This window comes from Robertmurraya sp. (assembly GCF_036676585.1).
Taxonomy (GTDB): Bacteria; Bacillota; Bacilli; order Bacillales; family Cytobacillaceae; genus Robertmurraya_A.
In genome coordinates this window covers 32,560-59,340 of the sequence record NZ_JAKFCQ010000027.1, presented here as the reverse complement: position 1 = coordinate 59,340, position 26,781 = coordinate 32,560, and the positions used below count along the sequence as shown (strand labels likewise).

Sequence of the window (26,781 nt, the reverse complement as noted above, 5' to 3'; positions counted from 1 at the left end):
AGTTCATTGACGACGATCATGATTATTGGAGGTGGACCTGCTGGCTATGTGGCTGCTATTACAGCAGCTCAGCAGGGACATCAGGTATCTCTTATTGACCAAGGTCCATTAGGAGGAACTTGTTTAAATGAAGGGTGTATGCCGACGAAATCCCTCCTGGAAAGCGCGGATGTGTATAGTCAAGTCCAGCACGCTGGTGAATTTGGTATACAACTTTTCGCTGACGGAATTGAGATTGATTGGCAGAGGATCCAGCATCGGAAAAATCAAGTAGTTTCCACACTTGTACATGGAATTCAGTATTTAATGAGAAAAAACAAGGTGAAAGTTATTAATGGAAAAGCTTCATTTATAACAAGCAATACAGTTCGGGTAAAAGGTGAGGGGACAGAGCAACAAGTTTCTGCTGACAAAATAATCATTGCAACAGGATCGGAACCTGTTGCGTTGCCTTTTGCTCCTTTTGATGATGAGTGGATTCTACACAGCAGTCACGCCATGTCGCTTCAAGAAATTCCTGCTTCAATGGTGATTATTGGTGGAGGAGTGATAGGCTGTGAGTTTGCTAGTGTGTATAGTAGATTTGGGACAAATGTTACCATAATCGAGATGTCTTGTCAGCTATTGCCAGGAGAGGATGAAGATGTGGCTGCCGTCTTACATAAAAAGCTCGAAGACGATGGGGTCATAATCCACACATCAACAGCTGTAAAGGACTTACAAAAGGACAAAAAGATGGTTCTTTTTGAAAATGACGAAGGGATCCAAAAGCTTTCGGCGGATCTTGTACTTGTATCGATCGGTCGAAAGCCAAGAGTGCAAAACCTTGGCTTAGAAAATATCGGGCTAGAGTTTTCCCATCAAGGGATTTTTGTAAATGAGCGTATGGAAACCAATATTCCGAACATCTATGCTTGTGGTGACGTCATTGGCGGGGTGCAGTTGGCACATATCGCTTTTCACGAAGGAACAGTGGCAGCCTTACAAGCAAGCGGGGAGGAAGCTCAAGTAAATTATCGGGCCGTCCCTCGCTGTATTTACACATCACCAGAAATCGCTAGTGTTGGGTTAACAGAAAAGCAAGCGAGAGATCAATACGGGGATATCCGGATTGGAGAGTTTCCTTTTGCAGCAAACGGAAAAGCATTAATTACGGGGAAGCAGCAAGGAAAAGTAAAAGTGTTAGTTGAACCAGATTTCGGTGAAGTCATTGGAGTGTCCATTGTTGGAGTTCATGCCACTGAACTTATTGGCCAAGCGACGGTTATGCTGCATGCAGAACTCACAACAGATTCTCTTGAGAACTTCATAGCTGCTCATCCAACACTATCAGAGACTATCCATGAAGCTTTGCTAAGTGCCATAGGTCATGCTGTACATGTATAAAATATAGGAGGAATGTGAATGAGAGCTGCTCTCTGGTATAACAGAAAAGATATACGTGTGGAAAGTATTCCTGAACCTGTTGTTAAAAAAGATCAGGTGAAAATAAAAGTAGAGTATTGTGGAATTTGTGGGTCGGATTTACACGAATACCTAGCTGGGCCAATTTTTATACCCGTTGAAGAGCCGCACCCCCTATCAGAGGATCAAGCTCCGATTGTGATGGGACATGAGTATGCTGGTGAAGTAGTTGAAGTAGGTAATGAAGTAAGCAGATTCAAGATAGGGGACCGTGTATGTATTGAACCGATTTATAACTGTGGAACGTGCGCTTCATGTCTAAAGGGACATTATAACGTATGTGAACAGCTCGGGTTCATAGGTCTTTCTGGTGGGCTTGGAGGTTTTTCGGAATATAGTGTCGTCCCAGATAAAATGGTTCATAAAATTCCAGACCATATGTCATGGGAACAGGCTGCACTTGTCGAGCCGACAGCTGTAGCTGTACATGCGGTTCGACAAAGTGAAATGAGAATAGGGGACTCTGTCGCAGTTATCGGTACAGGACCAATCGGTTTATTAGTTATTCAAGCAGCGAAAGCAGCAGGAGCAAGTCAGATTATTGCGGTTGAGGTTTCTCCTGAACGTCGTGAAATAGCGTTACGAGTAGGGGCCCATATGGCCATCAATCCAATGGAAGTGGATGCAGTGGATGAAATAAAAAGCTATACCAATGGCTTAGGGGTGGATGTTGCCTTTGAGGTGGCTGGAATTGATGCAACAATTAACACAGCTATCCAAGCGACGAAAGCCGAAGGGAATGTAGTAAACATTAGCATTTGGGAAAAACCAGCTACTATTCCAGTGAATAACTTTATTTTAACTGAGAGAAAGATGACAAGTATTATTGCATATCGTAATATTTTCCCTCAAGTTATTCAATTGATTGCGAACAGCCAAATTCAAGCTGAAAGACTAATTACGAAAAAAATCTCCCTTAATCAAATAGTCGATGAAGGATTTGATGCATTAACAAGGAGTAAGAACCAGATTAAGATTTTAGTAGACCCTTCACAATAATTTCTAAGCCTTTGCGTAATAAACGCAAAGGCTTTATTTTTTAAATTTTCTATATATGACTGATTACTCATTGAAAGCGTATACACCCTTTACTATAATGATAGTTGGAGATATATTCCTACACAGGTAAAAACGTGGAAAAATTTATCATGGATAGAGGAGGTTGCATGGATACTACCTTTTATTTTGATACTTGGAAGCGTTTTGTAAAGGAAGGTGTGCTCGATTCAGCTCGATTAAATAAAAGAATCCTAGAGTCGTGGTACAGGTGTAAGACAGAAAAGGTGAATCCTTATCTAAATAAAGCACACTATGTACTCACCCATGAGGAATTAGGTGCAAAAAAGGAGGAACATGCTCTTCTTATCGAATTGGCTACCCCTTTTTTAAAGAAAATGGATCAACCGATAAAAGAATCGGGCATGATGGCCTTATTGGTTGACCCTGATGGATATGTCCTTTCCTTGTCTGGAAATGAAAGAACGTTAACGAATGCGAAAAAAATAAATTTTGTTGAAGGTGTGCGGTGGACGGAGACGGAGGTAGGTACTAACGCAATTGGGACAGCGTTACAAACAAAAGAACCAGTAATCATTCATGGGCCAGAGCATTATTCGGTTGCTTCTCATCAGTGGAGCTGTTCGGCCACTCCAATAGTTAAAGAAGATGGGAGATTGTTAGGAGTGATTGATGTTTCTTGCCCAGTCGAGTCTTCCCATCCTTTTATGATTGGAATGGTAACATCTATTTCTTATGCGATTGAAAAAGAAATCACTAGTAGGTCTTATAAACAAGAAGTAGCCCTTATCCAACAAGCACTGATTCTAGCAGAAACACATAAAAATCACCTCTTCATAGTCTGTAATCATAACAACCTAATTCTATCTGCAAGTAAACCCATCCGAGAAAGATTTCCCCAAGTAATTGGTATGAACCTTCATGAGTTACTACATAACAAGTATAAGATTGATTTGGAAATGCCTTCTTTATTAAAGGAGGACTACAGTAGAAATGGAAGATGTTTCTTTTTATCAGAAATCGTTAAAGAACAGAACCGACTATTTTTTCCTCATTCAGAAAATACGTTTCTATTTAAAGGGGAAACAGGAGTCAGTCGTGTTTTTCAAAACACGCTACAAAAGATAAAAATCGTTGCTCCATCTGATACCTCTGTTTTTATTACAGGAGAAACAGGGACAGGAAAAGAACTGATTGCTAGAGCTATTCATGACAATAGTCTTCGTGAAAATGGACCGTTTATTTCCTTGAATTGTGGGGCCATACCAAAAGATTTGATGGAAAGCGAGTTATTCGGTTATGCAGAAGGGGCTTTTACTGGTGCGAGACGACAGGGGTATAAAGGGAAGTTTGAACAGGCAAATAAAGGGACCCTTTTCTTAGATGAAATTGGAGAGATTCCACAAACGATGCAAGTTGCACTATTACGAGTGCTCCAGGAGAGAAAGGTAACTCCGATTGGAAGCATGAAGGAAGTACCTCTAGATGTACGTGTCATTACTGCGACCCACCGTGATTTGTCAGAGCTAGTAAGGAATGGGGAATTCAGAGAAGACCTTTATTATCGATTGCATGTGTTTCCAATTGAAGCACCTGCTTTACGAGATAGAAAAGAGGATATCCCTCATCTTGTAAGTTATATTTGTCAAAAAAACGACTGGAGCATCGGTCATTCGGAGAGTGTGATAGATAAATTAATAGAGTATGATTGGCCAGGAAATATAAGAGAACTAACCAATATTCTGGAGAGGTTGCATATTATGCTTCCAGAATGGCATGGATCGATTCAAGCTCTGTACAAGGAGATTCTGCCTACTAAGCAATTGCCAAGTGGGCCTAAGGATGAAATAAAATCTACCGAAAACCAGTTAAAACCACGTGAAAAAATTCAACGAGATCTCATGCTTGATGCATTGAAAAAAACAAAGGGCAATGTCACAGCAGCAGCAAAATTGCTTGATATCCCAAGAAGTACATTTTATAAGAGATTGCAGAGGTTTAGTTTGTGACTAGTTTGGAGAGGATACCATTTTTTAGTGGAGGTGTCCTCTTTTTATTTTTTTGAAAATTCTTTTAAAAAAACCGTTGAAACGTTTCAATTGTGGTGTTATGATAAATTTATGAAAACGCTTTAATTGTTTTGGGGGTATTATTAGTGCCAAGTATAAAAGATGTTGCAGACTTAGCAGGAGTTGGGGTTGGCACTGTTTCACGTGTCATAAATAAGAATCCCACTGTAAAGCCTGAAACAAGGGAAAAAGTGAATGCAGCTATTAAAAAATTAAATTACATACCAAATGAAGTAGCGCGAAATTTTAAGATGCAAAAATCAACGATGGTGGCGTTATTGCTTCCAAGTATATGGCATCCGTTTTTTTCAGAGTTCGCTTATTACATTGAAGATGCACTTGACAAAGATGGATATAAGTTAATGCTTTGTAATAGTGGGGGGAGACCAGATAAAGAAATCTACTATCTTGATATGCTTAATCAAAACAAAGTAGCAGGCATTATCGGGATCACTTACAATGAGATTGAAGATAGTGTAAGTACGGATATTCCTATTATCAGCTTGGACCGACATTTCGGGAAAAAGATTACATGTGTCACTTCAGATAACTATACCGGTGGTCGAATGGCAGTAAAGGAGCTTGTAAAGGCGGGAGCAACGAAGGTTGCCTATCTTGGGATTACTAGTTCTGTATATAGTGAGGTTTTGCTTCGCAAGAAAGGATTCCTGGACGAAGCGGAGGCACAAGGAATTGAATACGTGACTTACGAAGAACACGATGGTGTGTATAAAGACGATACCTTCTTTGATGATTTCTTTAGCAAAAAAGAACACCAAGATGTAAATGGTATTTTTGCAAATACCGATCTGCTTGCAGCTAAGTATATTGATAAAGCAAAACAAAAGGGGATTCTTACTCCTGAGGATGTAAAAGTGATCGGTTATGACGGCATTCAAGATAATAAGCTTTTTCGTCCATTTTTATCAACGATACGGCAACCAGTCGAAGAAATGGCAAGGATGTCTGTGGAGCTCCTGTTAAGAAAGATTGAAGGAGAAACGCTAGACCAAGATATTTATCGAATTCCGGTTATGTATAGAGAAGGAGAAACAACGTAATTTTTTTAGCTTTTAGAATGAAACGTTTCAAAAAGGTAGAGTAATAGTACCGCTCAACTCCCTATGAAGCTGAAGGGGTTGGCGATTACTTTAACAACAAATTGAAACGTTTCAAAATGAATTATGTGATGCATAAAAAATTTTAAAATAGATTGGAAACGTTTCAACGGGAAGATTTATCTCAAAAAATACACATGTAAGTGAGGGAAGAGCATGGAAATAGCTAGAAAGGCAGATCCAGTAATCAACTCAACTACCACAGCTAAAAAAGGATTGAAGCTTAAAAAGATCTTTTCAAATTATCAGCTTTATTTATTTCTTTTACCCGCATTAATCTATTTTATTGTTTTTCATTATGTACCTATGTATGGAGTGTTGATTGCATTTAAAGATTTTGTTGCTACAAAAGGGATTATGGGAAGTCCTTGGGTTGGATTTAAACATTTTGAGAGGTTTTTTGATTCCTACCAATTTTGGTCGTTGATTAAAAATACTCTCGGACTTAGTGTTACGCAACTAGTCGTTGGTTTTCCTCTTCCGATTTTCCTCGCTCTTATGCTAAACCAAATGAGAAGTGAGAAATCGAAACGGTTTGTTCAAACAGTCGTTTATGCACCGCACTTTATTTCCGTTGTTGTTTTAGCCGGTATGATTTATGTGTTCTTTTCCAATAACGGATTGATCAATAATATGATCCTAATGTTTGGTGGAGATCCTATCTCATTCATGGCAAAACCTGAATGGTTTAAACCATTATATATTGCATCTGGAGTATGGCAGGAGACAGGCTGGGCTGCCATCATCTATCTAGCAGCTCTAGCAGGGGTTAGTCCTGAGTTACATGAAGCAGCGATTATGGATGGTGCAAATAAGTGGCAGCGAATCTTTCATGTCGATATACCAGCTATCATGCCAACTGCAGTTATTTTATTAATCTTGTCAGTTGGAAGCATTATGAACATTGGTTTTGAAAAGGCTTACTTATTGCAGACACCGATGAATCAGCCGTCGGCAGAAATCATTCCTACCTATGTATACAAAATGGGTTTACAGCAAGCTCAATATAGCTTCGCTGCTGCGGTTGGATTGTTTAATGCAGTGATTAACTTGATTTTACTAGTGGCTGTAAACAAATTCGCAAAGAGATTATCAGGAACAGGATTATGGTAGGGGGGTGCCACTAATGAGTTTACTAACATTAAAGAATAAGAAGGTTACTAGAAGATCGAAGGAAGATCGAGTGTTTGATGCAATCAACGTGTTTCTAGTTGCGCTCATTGTGATATTGGTTATTTATCCTTTGTACTTTATCGTTATTGCTTCCTTTAGTGACCCTAATATGATTTACGAAGGTAAGGTATGGTTGCTGCCAAAGGAAATCACTTTTGAAGGATACGAACGAATTTTCAGAGATAGTAAGATCTGGTTGGGATATAAAAACTCTCTCATCTATACAGTTGTTGGTACGATCGTAAATGTATCATTTACATTAATGGCTGCTTACGCCTTATCAAGAAAGGATTTATATGGAAGAAATGTCATCATGTTCTTGTTCCTAATGACGATGTTTTTCTCGGGTGGATTAATTCCAACTTATTTAGTTGTTAAAAATTTAGGCCTATTGAATACCATGTGGGCACTCATTTTACCTAAGGCAGTAGCTGTGTGGAATGTGATTGTGGCAAAAACATACTTTGAGAGCTCCATACCTAATGAGCTTTTAGAGGCTGCCAAAATGGATGGATGCTCCGATGCGAAGTTTTTCTGGAAGATCGTTTTGCCATTGTCCAAACCGATTGTGGCGGTCATGGTGTTATTCTATGCGGTAGGACACTGGAACTCTTACTTTGATGCACTCATCTACTTGAATAATGAAAACTTATATCCGCTGCAGCTCATTTTACGAAATATATTAATTCAAAATGAGGCGTCCACCATGATGATAAGCGACCTAGAGTCATTAGCTGCAAAGCAAAGAGTTTCTGAGTTAATCAAGTATGGTGTCATAATTGTTGCTTCTGTTCCGTTATTAATCGTCTATCCTTTTGTTCAAAAGTATTTTGTAAAGGGTGTAATGATTGGCGGAATTAAAGGTTAATACAAAAAATAATCAAAAATGAGGGGGAAAAGAAATGCTTAAATCAATGAGAAAAAGAATGAAGAGAAGCAAAGCGTCAACAATTTTGGTAGTCGGTTTAACAGCTACACTTGCGTTGACCGGATGTACAAACAATGATTCTGCTAGTTCAAATAATACAGAAAAGGTTGCCTTTAATAAAACAGGTTTACCGATTGTCGACAAACAAGTAACGTTAAACATCGTTTCACCAAAGGCAGCATTGGCACCTGACTATTCGGAAATGGTCATTTTCGACCGACTTCAAGAAGCAACGAACGTCAAAATCAAATGGAATAATATCCCTGGCGATGGATATCAAGAAAAGAAAAATTTAATGCTGGCAAGTGGCGACCTGCCAGATGCGTTCTATGCGTCAGGATTTAGTGATCATGACCTTGTACAGTATGGTCAGAACGGTACTATTATACCATTAGAGGATTTAATAGACAAATATGCACCTAATCTAAAGAAGCTATTTGAACAAAGACCGGATTTGAAAAAAGTCGTTACTGCACCTGATGGTCATATTTATTCATTGCCTCGTGCAGAAGAAATGGATTTAATTGGAATGCCTAATATTATGTTTATTAATAAAGTATGGCTAGATAAGCTAGGCCTTGAAATGCCTACTACTCTTGAAGAATACCATGATGTGTTAAAAGCATTTAAAGAAAAAGATCCAAATGGAAATGGAAAGCAAGATGAAATTGGGTTGACCTTTTGGTATAACGGCTGGTGTGGGAATGAAGGAGATTTAATTGGATTATTTGGTCTCCCTGATTCACCTTTTGAAGCAGATCACCGTGTCGTAAGAAATGGAAAGGTAATTTATGCCGCAGTTCAGCCCGAATTTAAAGAAGCGATCAGCTACTATAACGGGTGGGTAAAAGAAGGATTAATCGATCCTGAGGTTGTTACTCAAAAGACGGAGCAATTATTTGCAAAAGGAAAAACTGAGGATCCAACTCTAGGATCATTCATTTGGTGGGAGAATACAGAAGTTGTAGGAACGGATCGAGTAGATGATTATGTGGTTTTACCACCGTTAAAAGGAAAAGACGGCAATATTGTCATCGGTCGTTCCAACTATTCGGAGTATGGCAGAGATGCCTTCGTGATTACCTCTGCAAATCAAAACCCTGAAGTGACCATGCGTTGGGTAGATGAATTGTATGAGCCGAAAATGTCTGCACAAATCAACTGGGGGCCGATTGGAGAGATATATGAAGAAGATGCAAATGGAATGTTAGTCAATAAAGAGCTTCCTGAGGGAATAGCGATGGGTGAGCTGCGTCAAAAAGTGGCACCAGGTGGTCCGTTTGTTGTCTTAAAAGAACACTTCGGTAGTGTGGTAGATATGGAAGAAAGAGCGAAGGAAAGATTAGAAATTCTTGATGAGTATTATAAACCACATATGGTGTCAGAAAATTATCCTTCTATCTTCTTTAGTCCAGAGGAGCTTGAAGTTATTAACACCATTGAGCCAGAAATTAAAACATTTGTAAAACAAAAAGAGGCTCAATGGTTAATTGATGGTGGCATTGAGGAAGAATGGGATGACTATGTAAAGCAATTAAAAGATATGGGACTTGATCAATTAATGGAAGTGTACCAGAAGGGTCTAGATCGTTATAACAAGCAATAACCCTATAAAGCCAGACAGCGTTTTCGTCTGGCTTTTCAATTCATACCAAAAAAATATGCTGAAAGATTTCGAATGAGAGGCAGGCCGATACTATGAATAACGTCTTAGAAAAGCAACAGTATTATACAGAGAAATATCGTCCACAATATCACTTCTCACCCGAGAAGAATTGGATGAACGATCCAAATGGTATGGTGTTTTATGAAGGAGAGTATCATTTGTTTTATCAATACCATCCACACGGAACGACATGGGGGCCAATGCATTGGGGGCATGCAGTAAGTAAAGATCTCGTATACTGGGAACATCTTCCGATTGGTTTGGCTCCAGATGAGCATGGGATGATTTTTTCGGGTAGTGCAGTCGTTGATTGGAACGACTCTAGCGGTTTATTTGAGGGGAAATCAGGGTTAGTAGCGATATTCACTCACGCGGACACATATCCAGAAACCAATCGTGCGAGACAAAGACAGAGTATTGCCTATAGTAAGGATCATGGTCGAACGTGGATCAAGTATGCAGGCAATCCTGTACTTCAGGAAGAACATATTACCGATTTCCGTGATCCGAAGGTGTTCTGGCATCGTGAAACGAATCGTTGGGTTATGGTTGTTGCATCCGGACAAACGATTCGAATGTATACTTCTATAAATTTAATATCTTGGGAGTTTGCTAGTGAATTTGGAGAATCTGAGGGCTCTCACCAGGGAGTTTGGGAGTGTCCTGACCTTTTTGAATTGCCTGTTGATAAGGATCCGAATCAGAAAAAATGGGTGTTATTCGTTAGTATTGGCGATAATCCCAACTTACAAGAAGGTTCTCGAACACAATATTTTACAGGTGATTTTGATGGAAGGACCTTCTTGAATGACAACTCTCCAGAAACGGTCTTGTGGATTGACCATGGCCGTGATAACTACGCTGGTGTAAGCTGGTCTGATGTTCCTTATGAGGACGGTAGAAGGATTTATATTGGCTGGATGAGCAATTGGCGTTATGCCAATGTTACTCCAACTAAGGAATGGCGTAGTGCGATGACACTTCCTAGAGTAGTAGAATTACAGTCAACAGAAGAAGGAAATCGACTTGTTCAGAAACCAATTCAAGAAGTGCAAAGATTACGTACTAACCATGTATCTATTCAAAACAAGGTTATTAAGCCAGGAACGAATCTATTAAATAATATGAAAAGCAATACATTCGAAATACTTGCTGAGTTTGAAATTACATCTGAAACAGAATTTGGTTTTAAAGTTTGTAAGGGGGAGAATGAAGAAACGATTATTGGATATGAAGTGGAAAATCAAAGTGTCTTTGTAAGTCGAAACCATTCAGGGGAGGGCATTTTCCATCAAGCTTTCGCTGGTAAACATGAAAGCAAGCTTGTACCTGAAAACAACAAAATTACGTTACACATCTTTGTAGATCAGTCATCAGTAGAGGTGTTTGGGAATCAAGGACGAGTAGTGATTACAGATTTAATTTTTCCAAGCGAAGAAAATAAGGCGATGGAACTGTATGTAAAAGAGGGAGACGTAACTTTACATTCGCTAGAATTTTATTCATTAAAATCTACTTGGCGATAGTTTAAGGAATCGGGGGATTAAAGCAATGCTTATAATATGGGTCATTGCTTCACTCCCTCTTTTCCCTGCAACCAGTTGAAGACACCACGGATGGACAGAAAATGAAAATACTTTTCTAAAAAGGTGATGTCATGAATCGAAAACTAAAGAGGAAAAAGGTTTTCTCGTTGCTTTTAATTTTAGTCCTTATGTTTCAATCGTTTAAACCATTTTCAGTACCTGTTCGCGCTGCTTCTCTTCCAGTAGCGAACGATGAAATCTATAGGCCAGGGTATCATTTTACTCCAGAGAAAAATTGGATGAACGACCCTAACGGTATGGTGTATTACAACGGGGAGTATCATTTGTTTTATCAGCATAACCCTACTGATAAAGTGTGGGGACCGATGTATTGGGGTCATGCGATTAGTAAAGATCTTGTAAACTGGGAGCATTATCCGATATCGGTTTATCCAGATGAAAATGGGTTTGCTTGGTCTGGAAGTGCGGTGGTTGATTATGAAAATACATCCGGTTTAGGAACGAAGGAAAATCCACCCATGGTTGGTCTGTATACGAGTGAACTGGGTGGTGATAATCAACATGTGAGTGTCACTTATAGTCTAGATAGCGGTAGAACATGGTCCACTCTTGAGCAAAATCCAATCATCACCATGCCGAATGAGTTGAAAGCAAGTAATGGAGGCTCAGGCATCTTCCGTGATCCAAAGGTTTTTTGGCATGAACAAAGCAAGCAATGGATGTTTGTCATCACGAGTGGGAAGCGTATCGATTTTTACTCATCACCTAATCTATTAGATTGGCAAAAGGTGAGCGAATTTTCCGATCCAAAAGCAGCAGCACTTGGTCTTTGGGAATGTCCAGATTTGTTTGAGCTACCTGTATATGATGAAATTGGAAACAAAACAGGCTCAAAATGGGTGTTAACGGTTAGTATTAATCCAACCCCATCAGGTGGAACTGGGATGCACTATTATGTAGGAGATTTTAATGGAACAACATTTAGCCCGGATGAGAACTCCGAACCATTAAATTGGGCGGATTACGGGGCCGATTTTTATGCAGCAGTTACATGGAGTAACACTGTTAACCAGCCAGAAGATGGTCGAAGAATCTGGTTAGGCTGGATGAATAATCCTGCTTTATACGCAGGGCAAATTCCAACTTCCACCTGGAGAGGTGCCACCACCGTGCCACGAGAGCTTTCATTAGTGGAAACAATTGAAGGTGTTAGATTAAAGCAGCAACCAGTCAAGGAATTAACTAGTTTACGAGATACAGCGAATGAAGTGAAAATCGCGAATCAAAAATTTTCAACTAATAATGTATTAGAAAATGTAACCGCTGACATGTTTGAGCTTGAAGCTGAGTTTAACCTGAATGAAACGACAGCATCTGAGTTTGGATTTCAAGTACGTAAAGGAGAAAATGAAGCAACTATAATTTCCTATCAAGTGGCAGATGGAAAATTATCAGTGGACCGGACACAATCAGGAGAGACCGATTTTCATAAGGATTTTCCTTCCATTCAGCATACGAACCTAAAAGTAAATGATGGAATCTTACACGTAAAACTATTGGTTGACCGATCTTCAGTTGAGGTGTTTGCAGAAGAAGGCACCACCGTGTTTACGAATCAAATCTTCCCGAGTGAAAAAAGCAAACAAATTAATTTATACGCAAAAGACGGGGAGGTAGCGTTACGTTCCTTATCCTTCTATCCATTAAAAGAAGCATCATTTACGAAATTTGTAGAAGACGTGGATGTAGAAAACCTTCCAAATATGATTGAAAATCCTAATTTTGAAACTGGTGATTTAACTGGCTGGACAACAACGGGATCGGCGTTTAGGGCGCCTGTCTCCGATGCGACAAGCTTTTGGGGTGGACCATTTGAGCATGAAGGTACCTATCATTCATGGGGATTCCTCGGAGCGAAGAGTGATGATAAATCAGATTTACGAACCGGTGTGATGAAGTCTAGCAATTTTGTGCTGGAAGGAAATGGGGTTATTGACTTTTTAGTAGGTGGAGGTCAGGACCTAAATACGCTGTATGTGTCACTAGTGAAAGCTTCAACCGGTGAAGAGCTGATGAAGGCAACGGGTGCCAATACAGAAAAGTACCGGCGAGTATCGTGGGATGCTTCCGAGTACTTGGGAGAAGCACTCTTTATTAAAGTAGTAGATTATCATTCTGGTGGTTTTGGTCATATCAATGTGGATGATTTTCATGTTTTTAACGAAGATGAAGGAAAGCAAGATGACCTCATCAACCCTGGCTTTGAAACAGGAGATTTAACTGGATGGACAGCAGAAGGAAATGCATTCAACGGAACGGTAACTGACCAAGCCACTTATTGGGATACTCTAATTCCGTTTGAACATCAAGGGAAGTATCATCTATGGGGCTTTAACGGTGCGGCTCCTAATGAAGCGGATCAAAGAACAGGAAGCCTCACATCCAATATCTTTGAATTATCAGGAAATGGCAAAATCTCTTTCTTAGTAGGTGGAGGAGATGAGATGGATGGGGAGACTCATTACGACTTATATGTTGCCTTGGTTCGTGCTTCCGATGGAAAAGAGTTATTCAAAGCGACCGGTCCTGAATCAGAGACGTATAAGCGTGTATCTTGGAACGCTTCGGATTATTTAGGTGAAAAAGTATATATCAAAGTGGTCGATCAACATACAGGAGGGTTGGGGCATCTGAATGTGGATGATTTTCAAGTGAAAGGTCGCGGGATGTTAAGTCACTGGAGTTTTGATGAACAAGAGGGCCATACCGCTCTTGATTCAGTCAAAAACGAACAGCTAAAGGTAGAATATGTATTTAATGAAGCAAAGTATAAGCCTTCTACCGATCCTCTTTGGAGAAAAGGGGTCGTGGGTCATGCGCTTCTATTTGATGGCTATTCCACTTATATCAATCAACCTATTAAAAAGGCAGCACAGCCAAGTGATGCATTGACAATAGAAGCATGGGTAGCACCACGATCGTATGAATGGGGAGATTTAGGTCAGCTGTCAGCGATTGTTAATCAGCACAATAAAGCTCGAGGCGAAGGCTATATTTTAGGAATGGGTCGACATGGAAAATGGTCGTTCCAAGCCGGGATGAATGGCGAATGGAAAGAAGTATGGGCAAAGGAAGACAAACCACTTGAAAAAGATCGGTGGTCGTATATTGTTGCCACTTTTGACCAAAACGAGAAAAAGATGAAGTTGTTTTTAAATGGTGAGCTAGTTGGGGAAGTAGATACTCCTAGAAATGCCACGATTACAGCGTCTGAGAACAATCTCTTAATAGGTAAGCATAATTCAGCCGCCGTACTAAGCTCGTTTACAGCGAATATGTTTAACGGGATGATTGATGAGCTGAAAATCTACAACAAGGCAGTATCGGAAGAAGAGATTAAAAGACAATATAATCAAGTGATTACAAGCTTTGAAGATGGGCAGTTACCCCTTCCGGATTTATCGTTTGACCGCAGCGTGTATGATGGGGATCGCTATCGACCACAATATCATTTTCTTTCACCTGGTCACTGGATGAATGAACCACATGCTCCGTTTTATTATAACGGAAAATATCATCTCTTTTATCAGCACAATCCACAAGGACCTTACTGGCATCAAATCCATTGGGGTCACGCGGTAAGTGACGATATGGTTCACTGGGAAGATGTGCCGGTTGCTTTAGCTCCATCAGGTGTGTCACCAGACGGAGTATGGTCTGGCTCCGCAAGCTTTGATCAAAATGGAGAACCAGTGTTATTCTTTACAGCGGGAGATGACAGCAAATCACCAAACCAAATGACAGGTTTGGCCAAACCTGAGGATGTCAAAGATCCAATGCTGAAGATGTGGGATATGTTAGATCATCCGGTTACGGTTCAAGCACCTGATCTTCCAGCAGAGGAAGGAAAGGTGATGTATGGTCAGTTCCGAGATCCATTTGTATGGCAAGATGGTGATACTTGGTATCAAATGGTTGGTTCGGGTATAGAAAATGTTGGAGGTTCCGCACTCCTTTACACTTCAAAAGATTTGGAAAATTGGGAGTATGTTGGTCCATTCTTTACAGGGAATTCCAAAGCCTATCCAAAAACAGGAGATGTATGGGAATTACCAGTGTTTTTACCTATTGGGAAGGATGCAAACGGAGAACAAAAGTATGCGTTCTTTATCAATCCTTGGTTTAAAAGCTATAGTGAACATAACGTAAAATACGTGTTTCACTGGGTGGGCTCATGGGATAAAGAAAAAAATAAATTTGTTCCAGACCATGAGGAGCCGAAACTATTTGATTACGGTGTTCATTTTACTGGACCTAGTGGAATGATTGATGATAAAGGACGTTCGATTTTATTTAGTATTGTTCAAGACCGAAGAACGGACCAGGAGCATTATGATGCTGCTTGGGCACATAACGCTGGTTTGCCATTAGAATTGTCTCTATTAAAAAATGGAGAGCTTGGAGTTGAGCCGATTAAAGAATTAGAAACTCTCCGAGGCAAACAACTGATTAATATTAGAAATTCGAGTCTATCAAAGGCAAATAAGAAGCTTGAGAAAGTGAAAGGAGATATGTTAGAAATCATCCTTGAAATTAAAGCAAAATCGGATGAGAAATATGGCATTAAAATTCGTCAATCCGGAGATTCATCAGAAGAAGTAACCCTCTATTTTGACGAGACAAACGAGCAATTTGGAGTAGACGCTACGAAAATGAGCCTAGACCCTGATGTCGCGAAAACTAGCAGCTCTGGAACTCTTTCCACACAAGGAGAAAATGTGAAACTTCATATTTTCCTAGATCGATCGATGATTGAAGCGTATGCGAATGGGCAAAAAAGCATTACCACAAGAGCATACCCAACAAAAGCGGATGCATTAGGACTTGAACTTTGGAGTAAGAACGGAACGGCAAATATTGTCTCAATGAAAGTGTATGAGATGGGATCTGCCTATAGTGACACTGTCGTACCAGCGTATTATGGGGATGATAGCCCTCAAGAGGAAATTCCACATAGCGAATTAACGAATCATGATTTTCAAACAGGAGATTTAACCGGATGGACGATTGTAGAAGGAAATACCTTCACAAATGATCATGTGACTAATAAGAGTGATTGGGGATGGGGTGGTCCTTTCGGTCAGGCAACTACTTCCACTGACCCAAATAAATATCATCTATGGGGATTTCATCCTGATCATGGGGGAGATGCGGCAACGGGTGTGTTGAAATCCGAAGACTTTGTCCTCGGAGGGGATGGTCAAATTGACTTTTTAACATCTGGAGGGGCAGATGAGCAATTACTATACGTAGCGCTGGTCGATGCGGAAACAAATGAAATTTTAAGGAAAGCAACCGGCCATAACGGTGAAGCCTACCGAAGGGTCAGATGGGATGCTTCAGAGTTTATCGGTAGAAAGCTGTATATTCAAGTAGTTGATAAGCATACAGGAGGATGGGGTCATATTAATCTTGATGATGTGAATGTTCCTGTGAAGCTGGAGGAGAAGTAGTATTTTTATGAACAGTTGGTTTTAGGAAAGAAAGGAGGAAGTTCCTTGGAACTTCCTCCTTTCTATTATTCTTTATTTCGTTTTATTCGGCCATATCAACCCGATGATTACGCCAATAAAAGCTGGAAGTATCCACCCAAGGCCAATTTCATAAAGTGGTAAATAATCTAAATAAATAGTTTTAATTGATTCAAAAAATCCTACTGTTGTTTCAGGTAAATAGGCTGCTAAAGTGCTATACCCATCAATGATACTTACAAAGAACGTGAAAAGCATCGATGCAGCGAATACGCTTTGTTTTCCTTTAAATAATGGTGAAAATAAAGCTAATAAGATTAGAACAATCGCTAACGGATATAAGAACATTAATACCGGGATTGCAAATAGAATGATATTGTTCAAACCGAAATTCGCAATAGCAAAAGAGACGACACATAACATAAGTACAAACCAACGGTAACTTACTTTTGGAAACACATTATGGAAAAATTCACTACATGCCGTAATAAGTCCAATGCTCGTTTTTAAGCAAGCGAGAACAATAATAATCGCTAATAAAATGTTACCGAACGATCCAAAATAATGCTGAGAAACGGCAGCAAATATCTCCCCGCCATTCGTAAACGTTCCTACTGCGGTTATACTCGATGCCCCCATATACGTAATAAGACCATAAATAAGCGTCATAAGTCCCATCGCAAACACACCAGATTGCCAAGTTGCTTTGGCAATCGCTTTTGTTTGAGTGATGCCTTGGCTTTTAATCGTGTTGATGACTACAATTCCGAAAGCAAGGGAGGCAAGGGCATCCATTGTGTTATAGCCTTCTTTAAAGCCTGTCATAAATGGTAAGCTCTTATAATCTCCTGTTGGCTGTCCGAAGTCACCCATCGGCTTAACAATCGCAGTAACAATTAAAATAAATAAAAATATTAAAAAGGCCGGTGTTAAATACTTTCCAACGTAGTCCATAATCTTTGCTGGGTTTAAAGAGAAATAATAAACAATGGCAAAAAATACAAGGCTAAACAGTCCAAGCCATAAACTTGCTGAGTCTGGATTGATATACGGTTCAAAGCCAACAACGAATGGTACAGTTGCCGTACGTGGGATCGCAAAAAATGGTCCAATTGTCAAGTAAAGGGCCATTGCAAATATGACACCAAAAAGTGGATGCACGCGGCTTGCTAAATCACGAAGGCCTGTACTGCCAGATAGGCCAATTGCTAGGATTCCTAAAAAGGGAAGGCCAATCGCTGTTACTAAAAAGCCAATCAATGCAGGCCAAAAGTTAGTACCTGCAAGTTGTCCTAATTGGATCGGAAAAATTAAATTTCCTGCCCCAAAATAAAGACCGAAAAGCATTGTACCGATCAATGCGTAAGTGGAAAATGGTATTTTCTGTTGCATGTTGATACTCCTTCTAGACGTTTTTTTGTTTCAAACTACTATATTAGAAACATATTTTAGTAGTCGCAATAAATTCGAATATATAGATTTATCGTTATATTGTCAATCCGGTTAGTCAATTATTCCTCCTATTTGGAAAACAACTTCTATATGTGATTGAAATGGATAGTGAAATTGTTTGATTCAGTTATTATTCTTTCGAGTATTTTTACTACAAACGGGTAAGAAACTTGTTATCTAAATTAATTAATAGAATTGAAACTACGGGATTGTTTTAAGGTTCTGTGAGAAAAGAACTAATAAAAATGTTTGAAATGGATATATTTCATGTGAGATACAGACATAGTTATTTAGACTATCAACCTATAAACTAACATTAGAAGCGCTTTCATAAATCATTTTTTAAAGGAAGAGGGTTGTAAAATGAATACTTCTAATGCTAGTAAAACGCCTTTCGGACGATTAGTCGCTGGTATTTGTATCGCAAGTTTTGGTTATTGTATTGCGGTAGTTATTCCTATTGCTTTATTACTAACAATGAAATTAGCTATGCTTGATCCTGCAAGCGTTACCAAGAATTTTAGTATTGTTTCAATTTTGGCTGCTCCAGTTGGGATACTTGGTCTTTATGTATCCGGGATCATTAGCGATCGTACTTCCTGGAAATTTGGCCGTCGAAGACCCTGGATATTGATTGGGGCGAGTGCTGGTTTAGTTGGTCTATATTTTACTGGAAAAGCTGAATCATTTACTGCATTATGTGTATTCTTTGCCATATCAAAATTCTTTTTAAGCTTTATGAATACAGCGTTATATGCCTTAATCCCCGATCAAGTCGATGAGAGCAAACGTGGGACAGCTTCCGGGATCATTGGTCTTGTTTCTCCTCTTTCAATCATGATTGGGATTAACTTGATGTTCATGTTAAATAGTTGGACGATTGAAAATAAATTCTTGTTACTTGGAGTTATCAGTGTGGCGAGTGCCATCATTGCCTGTTTGTTAGTGAAAGAGAGTAATGTGGATTTCCAGAAGAGTAATGAAGAAGCAAGTCAATTACGGTTTAGAGAAAAAATATCACGTATTTATCCTAGTCCGAAAAAATATCCGTACTTTACGTATGGAGTGTTAACGAGATTCTTTATGGCTATTGGTTATTGCTCGGCTACTTACACAAGTGTTTATTATCTAGAGCATTTTCATGTTTCTCAACAAGATCTTGCAGGAATTGTTTCAATGAGCATGAATATCACCATTCCGTTACTGGCGATCTCAAGTATATTGGGAGGTGTTTTATCAGATAAAATTGGACGTCAAAAACCGTTTATTTTACTTTCAGCATTAGTGACTGCAATAGGTATTTTAGGGTATAGCTTTGCTCCAAGTATCTCCATTTCGTATATAGCTGGCGCGGTCGTTTCGATTGGATTTGGAATGTTCTTAGCAGTTGATATTGCCCTTATGACGAGAGTTCTTCCAAATCCTCAAGATGCTGCTAAGGACATGGGTATAGTGAATATTGCGAATGACCTTGGTGCACCGGTAGCTAATGCCCTTGCAAGTCCTGTCGTTGCAGCTGGTGGTTATCCATTATTCTTCGGCGTGCTTTCGATATTTGCCATATTGGCTGGAGTGGTTATCAAACCAATTCCAGAGCTAGAAAAACAAGCAGATGATCAAATTTCAATCGCTCAATAAGATTATCGGGGGAAATCTGCGCTCACTTTTTGCGCGGATTTTCTCAGTATAAGGAGGTTCAATGATGAGTGTAACCTTAATTGTTATTGCTGCAGCAGCCGTTCTTTTTGAAATGTTGATTATTACAGGGTTTTGGAATTTTAGGAAGAAACAAGGAAATACAGGGAGGAAAAAATCGTGATAAAGGTCATCGATTTAAAAATAGAAAATCAAGAGATACTTTTTGGGACAGATATTTTAAAACCTCGTTTTAGCTGGAAGCTGAAAAGTGAAACGGCAGGAACTTGTCAAATAGCTTATCAGGTACAAGTATTTGAAGCATCTTTTACTATGAAAAAGCTAATTTGGGACTCAAATAAAATTCAATCAACGGAATCGATTCATATTGAATATGGTGGTCCTTCATTAGAAAGTAGAGCGAGTTACTGCTACAAAGTTCGGGTTTGGTGTTCCAATGGGGAGGAAACACCATGGAGTAGTGAACAATATTGGGAAATGGGGCTACTACACAAAGATGAGTGGGTGGCAAGATGGATTGAACCAGAGCAGGAAGATGTAACGGAGGAACCAGAGCTTACCTTAGAAGATATGTTTATCAAGAAAAATAAAGGGGAGTATTCTCCACCTGAAAAAAAGCTCCACTCACCAAAGATAGTAAGAAAATTATTTACAGTGGATCATAAACCAATTGAAAAGGCCAGACTATATATTACTGCACATGGCCTTTATCAGGCAAAAGTAAATGGGAAAAAGATCACGGATGCAGAATTTACTCCTGATTTTACCTCTTACACAAACTATCTTCAGTATCAAACCTATGACGTCTTACCACATCTCGTTGTAGGGGAAAATGTACTCGGGGTGACACTATCTGATGGGTGGTATGCAGGAAGAATCAGTATCCCTGGTGGAAGTGCTCAGTTCGGGAACCGTCTAGGGCTCCTTGCCCAATTAGAAATTACATTTACTGATGGAACAAAGCAAATGATCGGAACAGATCACTCTTTCCAATCAGCCGACAGCCATTATGTATACAGTGATATTTTTATCGGGGAAAAACAGGACAAAAATTTAGATAAAATTGGCTGGGATTGTCCGGGCTACGAATGCTTTACCCACGAATGGTCGAGGGTTAAAGTAGCCGAATACAATTTAGATAACTTACGTGCGCAATACGGCGAATATGTAAAACCAATGGAAACTCTTTCTCCCATTCGTATTTGGAAGGATGAAAGTAATGCGTTTATCATTGATTTTGGGCAGATTATTGCAGGGCGTGTTCGGGTGCATTTGCAATGTTCAAAAGGTGAAGAAATTAAGATAGAGCATAGTGAAGTATTAAATGAGAAGGGTGAGTTTTTTTCTAATATCGTTGGTCGTAATAAAGAGCAAACCGATTATTATGTGGCTAGTGGTGAAAATGGAGAAGTGTTTGAACCAACTTTTACTTTCCATGGTTTTCGCTACGTTCGCCTATCAGGCTACCATTCTGAACTTCTCTTAGATGATATCACAGCAATTGTATTATTTTCTGATATGAAGCAAACGGGTCATTTCCAAACGTCAGATACAAAGATCAATCAATTATGGCAGAATATCCAATGGAGTCAGAAGGGGAACATGTTATCGATTCCAACGGATTGTCCTCAACGTGAAAGAGCAGGTTGGACAGGAGATTTACAGGTGTTTGCACCAACTGCTGCATTTAATATGGATGTTCAATCATTTTTAACCAGATGGCTTTGGAATCTGCAGCGAGAACAGACGAATGAGGGAGAGATTCTTAATTATTCTCCTGCACCGAAGGATATTTGGAATGACCTTAAATTTACTGGAAGTATATCTTCAGCAGGCTGGGGAGATGCGATCATCATCGTTCCTTGGGTACTTTACCAAAGATACGGAAATCATCGTATTCTGGAGGAATGCTATCCAGCGATGGAAAAGTGGCTTTCTTTTATAGAAAAAAGTGCAGCTAAGGGAAAAGAGAATAATGAAAATGACTATGACCGTTATTTATGGGATACGAAGTTTCATTTTGGAGACTGGATGATTCCTAGTTTTATGTTAGGGGAAAATCCACAAGGTCCAATTGCCTCCGCTCTTAAAACGAAGGATTGTATAGCAACCGCTTTTTACGCTTATTCTTCAAGTTTATTATCTAAGATTGCAAACGTATTAGGAAAAAAAGAGCGGTCTCACTATTATGATCTTCTTCATCATAAGGTGAAAAAAGCCTTTGAATATGCCTACGTAAAAGATACTGGAATGTTAACAGCGGATTACCAAGGGGTTTATACACTTGCCCTTGCTTTTGATCTCCTAACTGAAGATAAAAAGACAAAGGCGGTTCATCGATTGGTCGAATTAATCAAATTAAATGACTATCGAATTGATACAGGATTTTTATCAGTTCCCTTTATTTTGGACGTTTTATGTGAAAATCGATACAAAGATATTGCTTATAAGCTCTTGTTCCAAACCAATTGTCCTTCATGGTTATATGAAGTGGATCATGGTGCAACCACGATTTGGGAGTCATGGGAAGCCATCAAACCGGATGGGACAGTCGGTGCATTCTCCTTTAATCACTATGCCTTCGGATGTGTAGGAGATTGGCTTGTTCGTTATATTGGAGGACTAAGTCCAATGGAGCCAGGATACAAAAAATTTAAGGTGGAGGCCAATATTACGGATCAGCTAACGCATGCTGAAACCAAGTACGATTCTGTATACGGTGAAATCAAAATCAAATGGCAAATGGTAGATACAAATGAAATGTTTCTTCAAGTTCATGTCCCACCAAGTACTTCTGCCATTATTTCACTTAAGGATGTATGTGAGGACAATATTACAAACCTTCAGACACAATTAATAAATAGAGGATATACAAATAGTAAATTTATTAAAGAGGAAAATAGGGTGGAATTCCTGGTGGGTTCGGGACAGTTTGATATTACGTATAAAATGAAAAAACTTAGTAAGGAAGCGTGTTTAAAAAGCTAGATAGAAGAGGCACCAAGAGCTTTACTCCAAATGGGTAACGCTTTTGGTGCCTTTTTTTCGATATTCAGCAGGGGTAATGCCATGTACTTTTTTAAATGATTTGTAGAAAAAAGTAATATTGGTGTAACCAACTTCATTCGCGACTTGGTCAATGGTTAAGTCAGTGTTTTCTAAGAGCGTACATGCATTTTTTATTTTTAATTGATGTGATACTTCAATAAAAGTTTTTCCAAAGTTAGTTTTTAAAAGCCGTGTTAAATGGTTTGGGTGAAAATGAAACTTTTCCGCTGTTTTTTCTAACGTAATGTTCTTATAATTCAATTCCATGTACTTTAGTATTTCAGAAATGATGCCTTTTTTAAAGGTAGGTTCCCCTTTTGTTTTTGAAAGACTATTATAGCTTCTTAACAATTCCGTGAAAATTAGTAACATATATGAATTAATTGCTTCACTTGAGCATAGTTGAGGGTGATAAAATTCATTTACGGCTTGTAAAATTAAATCGTTCAGTCGATCATTTTGCCCTTTTGAAAATAAGATATAACGACTATCCTTCTTTTGTTTATAAATAGCATTTACGAAAAAATCAGTTAATAGGTCATTACCTGATAATCTTTGAAGAAGTGCTGAATCAAAGTAACTTGTGCGAATTAGTATATTAATAATAATATCGTTTTCTGACGCACTATCAATTGAATGAGTTACATTCGTATCTAGTAAACATAGATCCCCTTGCTTTAAAATAACTTCTTTGCCATCAATAAATTGTTTACTCGTACCCGATAATACATAATTCATTTCAATAAATGAATGTCGGTGTTCTGTGAATTTTACATAGCGTGGGTGTTTTAAAAACACAACATTTTGATCTGGTTTAAAAAAATTATCTACAGGTACGATAGTAGGTAAGGGGATATCCTCAGAAAATGTAAGACCTGACTCCCCTAAATGAGAGTAATGTTTTGGATGTGAGGGACTACCAGAATACTTTATTTCAAATTCACTCAATTCTCTTAATTGTTTTTCAAGAGTGGAAGTATCCAAACATAGTCACCTTCTTTAAAAATATAATATACTAAGTATATTGTAAGCGAATTCAATATAGAAATAAATGAAAAAATCATGGTTGATGGAAGGGTGATATTGATGTGGTACCAAAATAAAATAACTAAACTACTAGGATTGGATTTTCCGATCATTCAAGCACCTATGGCAGGCGGTGTAACAACTTCCAAGTTTGTCTCTTCAGTGTCAAACGCCGGTGCCTTAGGGATGATTGGTGCTGGATATATGCAGCCTGATGAATTACGTCATCAGATAAGGGAAGTAAAAGCTTTAACTACTAGAACATTTGGGGTTAACTTATTTATACCAGAAACACCAAAGATTTCAGATGAAGAGATTAACGAAGCAAACGAACTCTTACAACCTTTTAGAAGCGAATTAGGGATTAAATTGGAATTACCTACATATGAAAACAGCTCTATATTTGAAGAAAAACTAAAAATTATCATTGAAGAAAAGGTGCCTGTGTGCTCGTTTACATTTGGGATCCCAACAAAGGAAGTAATAAGCCAATTAAAGAAACATAAGGTCATCGTCATTGGAACAGCCACAACAGTGAATGAAGCTGTAATCAATGAAAATGTTGGGATGGATGCTGTTGTGGTTCAAGGAAGTGAAGCTGGAGGGCATCGGGGAACTTTCGCAAAAGATGCTCAAGAAAGCCTAGTTGGCTTAATGGCTTTGGTACCACAGGTGGTGGATCATGTCACCATTCCTGTCATTGCATCCGGCGGGGTGATGGATGGTAGAGGTGTGATAGCTTCTATGTTTTTAGGAGCAGAAGCAGTTCAAATGGGGACAGCTTTTCTCACTACGATAGAGAGTGGAGCACATGACCAACACAAAAAAGCTATACTACAAGCCACTGAAGACGAGACAATGGTAACTACCGTATTTTCAGGAAAACCGGCTAGAGGAATTAATAACCAGTTTATGAAAGAGCTGAAGAGCAGAGAAAACATGATACCAGCTTATCCTATTCAACATTACTTAACTAGTCATATTAGAAAAGAAGCTGCAAGACAAAATAATCCTGAGTATATGTCTCTTTGGTCGGGTCAAGGGGTTAGGTTGAGTCAATGTCAATCTGTTTATGAACTTATCACAGGTATTGTTTCTCAGGTCGATCAGTTGTTGAAAGAATTTTGAGTGAAAAAAGCCATTCAGCTATATCAGCTAGAATGGCTTTCCTATTTTATAACTTAATTTAACTGATCAGCAGGACCAAAGAATTCAAAATGAACCTTATCAGAAGAAATTCCTAACTCTTTTAATGCAGTATTAACTGTTTTCATGAATGGTATCGGACCACAGAAGTAGAAAGAAGCATTTTTATTTTGAACGACAGAATCAATCCAAGAAAGGTCTATATATCCTTCTTTATTGAACTCCTTGTTTAATACATCGACTTCAGTCGGCTTTTCATAGCAAAGGTGATACTCGATATTCTCCGATTTACTTGAAAGTACTTTAACATGTTCATGCATGGCATGTGTCGTTCCGTTAATAGCGGCGTGAATAAATGTGACTTTACGATTTGGTTGTTTAGAAGCAATGGTATTTAGCATGCTGATCATTGGTGTAATACCAACACCACCACTTAGCAATACAACAGGTTCGGTAGATTCTACATCTAAAACAAAGTCACCGGCAGGAGCTGTCACTTCTAGAGTATCTCCTTCTTGGACGGTATCGTGTAAGTAAGTGGATACTTTCCCGTTTGGGATATGTTCAGAAGAAGAGGTTTCCTTTTTTACACTGATACGGTAGTACTCTTTTTCAGGACTGTCAGATAAACTATACTGGCGAATATGAGTATACTCTTCCCCGTCAATTTTTACACGAATGCTAATATACTGGCCAGGAGTGAAGGTAGGAATTCCCTTATCATCCTTTGGTTGTAAGTAGAAAGAGGTGATTACTTCACTTTCTTTTACTTTTTTAGCAACAGTGAAGTCTCTGAAATCATTCCAGCCACCAGATTGAGAAACTGTTTCATCATACATTTCTTTCTCTACTTGAATAAATACATCAGCAATGACACCATACGCTTTCCCCCAAGCATTAATAATGTCATCGGTCGCAGCATCGCCAAGTACATCTTTTATTGCCAATAATAAATGTTTTCCGACGATAGGATAATGCTCAGCTTTGACTTGTAAACTTCTATGTTTATGGGCAATTTGTCTAACAACTGGTAGAATTGCTTCTAAATTATCAATATATGCAGCGGCAGCGTAAACCGTATTCGCTAGAGCTTTTTGCTGTCTTCCTTGTTTTTGATTGGCGTGGTTGAAGATGTTTAACAACTCCGGATGGTTTGAAAACATCATTTCGTAGAATCTCTTGGTAATGGCTTCTCCATGTTGTGCTAAAACAGGAACAGTAGATTTAATAATTTCAATCGTTTTCGTATCTAATGGACTTGTGGCTGTTGTCATGTTAATCTCCCCTTAATAATATTCTCACAGTGATAAAGATATATTTTAAATACATGTTTATTTTAGACATTGATGATTACTTAAAGCAATATTTTAAATACATGTTTAACAGAATGTTCACATTTATGATGAGAAAATGTGGTTTATGTTATATTTAAATTACTAAAATGCAATTGAGAACAAGGGTGATTACCATGCAATTAACCGCATATACAGACTATACTTTACGTGTACTAATCTATTTAGGAATGCAGGCGAGCGGTGAAAAATCAAATATTAAAGAAATTTCAAGTTTTTATAACATATCGAATAACCATTTAAGTAAAGTGGTGTATGAATTAGGAAAGCTTGGGATGATTGAAACCGTTAGGGGAAGAAATGGAGGAATTAGGCTAGCGAAAGACCCAGATCAAATAAATATTGGTGCGATTGTTCGTCATACAGAGAGCCCAATTAATTTGGTTGAATGCTTTGACGAGACGAGAAACACTTGCAAATTAAGTCCGGCTTGTAAATTGAAATTTGTATTGAATGAGGCACTAAACTCCTATCTGAAAGTCTTAGACGGATATACATTAGAAGATTTGCTGCAAAATAGGGAAGAATTAAAGACACTATTTTAATATAAGTAAAAAGGTTGCTCTGGCAACCTTTTGTTATTTTCAT

At 38.7% G+C, this 26,781-nt stretch carries 16 protein-coding genes; 13 read left to right on the top strand and 3 right to left on the bottom strand.

The features are described from left to right. Nucleotides 1-6: 6 nt before the first annotated feature. The 9 genes from lpdA (at nt 7) to ACGLXV_RS03290 (ending at nt 16,495) form a co-directional block, all read left to right on the top strand. Nucleotides 7-1,386, top strand: a complete 1,380-nt coding sequence (gene lpdA / locus ACGLXV_RS03330; RefSeq protein ID WP_391557479.1) for a dihydrolipoyl dehydrogenase — start codon at nt 7-9, stop codon at nt 1,384-1,386. An 18-nt stretch (nt 1,387-1,404) separates the two neighbouring features. Next, nucleotides 1,405-2,463 carry a 2,3-butanediol dehydrogenase gene (locus ACGLXV_RS03325; RefSeq protein WP_391557478.1) on the top strand — a complete coding sequence of 353 codons (1,059 nt, stop codon included), beginning with the start codon at nt 1,405-1,407 and terminating at the stop codon, nt 2,461-2,463. A 167-nt stretch (nt 2,464-2,630) separates the two neighbouring features. After that, nucleotides 2,631-4,490, top strand: a complete 1,860-nt coding sequence (locus ACGLXV_RS03320; protein WP_391557477.1) for a sigma-54-dependent Fis family transcriptional regulator — start codon at nt 2,631-2,633, stop codon at nt 4,488-4,490. A 146-nt stretch (nt 4,491-4,636) separates the two neighbouring features. Continuing rightward, nucleotides 4,637-5,611, top strand: coding sequence for a LacI family DNA-binding transcriptional regulator (locus ACGLXV_RS03315; protein WP_391557476.1), 975 nt, complete (start codon nt 4,637-4,639; stop codon nt 5,609-5,611). 213 nt (nt 5,612-5,824) lie between these two features. Further along, on the top strand, nt 5,825-6,781 hold the full coding sequence (locus tag ACGLXV_RS03310; protein WP_119707708.1) for an ABC transporter permease: 957 nt from the start codon (nt 5,825-5,827) through the stop codon (nt 6,779-6,781). A gap of 13 nt (nt 6,782-6,794) precedes the next feature. Then, nucleotides 6,795-7,709: a carbohydrate ABC transporter permease gene (locus tag ACGLXV_RS03305; protein ID WP_391557475.1), complete on the top strand. Its 915-nt coding sequence runs from the start codon at nt 6,795-6,797 to the stop codon at nt 7,707-7,709. A 58-nt stretch (nt 7,710-7,767) separates the two neighbouring features. Next, nucleotides 7,768-9,375, top strand: coding sequence for an ABC transporter substrate-binding protein (locus ACGLXV_RS03300; protein WP_483880580.1), 1,608 nt, complete (start codon nt 7,768-7,770; stop codon nt 9,373-9,375). Nucleotides 9,376-9,467: 92 nt separating this feature from the next. After that, nucleotides 9,468-10,961 carry a glycoside hydrolase family 32 protein gene (locus tag ACGLXV_RS03295; RefSeq protein WP_391557473.1) on the top strand — a complete coding sequence of 498 codons (1,494 nt, stop codon included), beginning with the start codon at nt 9,468-9,470 and terminating at the stop codon, nt 10,959-10,961. A 131-nt stretch (nt 10,962-11,092) separates the two neighbouring features. Beyond that, nucleotides 11,093-16,495 carry a GH32 C-terminal domain-containing protein gene (locus ACGLXV_RS03290; protein ID WP_391557472.1) on the top strand — a complete coding sequence of 1,801 codons (5,403 nt, stop codon included), beginning with the start codon at nt 11,093-11,095 and terminating at the stop codon, nt 16,493-16,495. A 72-nt stretch (nt 16,496-16,567) separates the two neighbouring features. Here the strand turns inward: ACGLXV_RS03290 and brnQ are convergent, their stop codons facing one another. Then, nucleotides 16,568-17,905 carry a branched-chain amino acid transport system II carrier protein gene (gene brnQ / locus ACGLXV_RS03285; protein WP_391557471.1) on the bottom strand — a complete coding sequence of 446 codons (1,338 nt, stop codon included), beginning with the start codon at nt 17,903-17,905 and terminating at the stop codon, nt 16,568-16,570. Between the two features lie 423 nt (nt 17,906-18,328). Between brnQ and ACGLXV_RS03280 the strand changes: the two genes are divergently transcribed. Both ACGLXV_RS03280 and ACGLXV_RS03275 read left to right on the top strand, forming a co-directional pair. Further along, the gene (locus tag ACGLXV_RS03280) at nt 18,329-19,603 is read left to right on the top strand and encodes an MFS transporter (RefSeq protein ID WP_391557470.1); all 1,275 of its coding nucleotides are present in this window, start codon (nt 18,329-18,331) and stop codon (nt 19,601-19,603) included. Between the two features lie 177 nt (nt 19,604-19,780). After that, nucleotides 19,781-22,609: an alpha-L-rhamnosidase gene (locus ACGLXV_RS03275; RefSeq protein ID WP_391557469.1), complete on the top strand. Its 2,829-nt coding sequence runs from the start codon at nt 19,781-19,783 to the stop codon at nt 22,607-22,609. A 21-nt stretch (nt 22,610-22,630) separates the two neighbouring features. On the opposite strand, the gene ACGLXV_RS03270 is transcribed toward ACGLXV_RS03275, so the two are convergent. Continuing rightward, complete coding sequence (locus ACGLXV_RS03270; RefSeq protein ID WP_391557468.1) at nt 22,631-23,617, bottom strand: AraC family transcriptional regulator; 987 nt, start codon at nt 23,615-23,617, stop codon at nt 22,631-22,633. Nucleotides 23,618-23,755: 138 nt separating this feature from the next. Here ACGLXV_RS03270 and ACGLXV_RS03265 point away from each other — a divergent pair, with 138 nt between their 5' ends. Next, entirely contained in the window at nt 23,756-24,823 is a 1,068-nt protein-coding gene (locus ACGLXV_RS03265) for an NAD(P)H-dependent flavin oxidoreductase (protein ID WP_391557500.1), read from the top strand. 53 nt (nt 24,824-24,876) lie between these two features. Here the strand turns inward: ACGLXV_RS03265 and hmpA are convergent, their stop codons facing one another. Next, nucleotides 24,877-26,115: an NO-inducible flavohemoprotein gene (gene hmpA, locus ACGLXV_RS03260; protein ID WP_391557467.1), complete on the bottom strand. Its 1,239-nt coding sequence runs from the start codon at nt 26,113-26,115 to the stop codon at nt 24,877-24,879. Between the two features lie 194 nt (nt 26,116-26,309). Here hmpA and ACGLXV_RS03255 point away from each other — a divergent pair, with 194 nt between their 5' ends. Further along, complete coding sequence (locus ACGLXV_RS03255) at nt 26,310-26,738, top strand: Rrf2 family transcriptional regulator (RefSeq protein WP_391557466.1); 429 nt, start codon at nt 26,310-26,312, stop codon at nt 26,736-26,738. Nucleotides 26,739-26,781 lie beyond the last annotated feature (43 nt).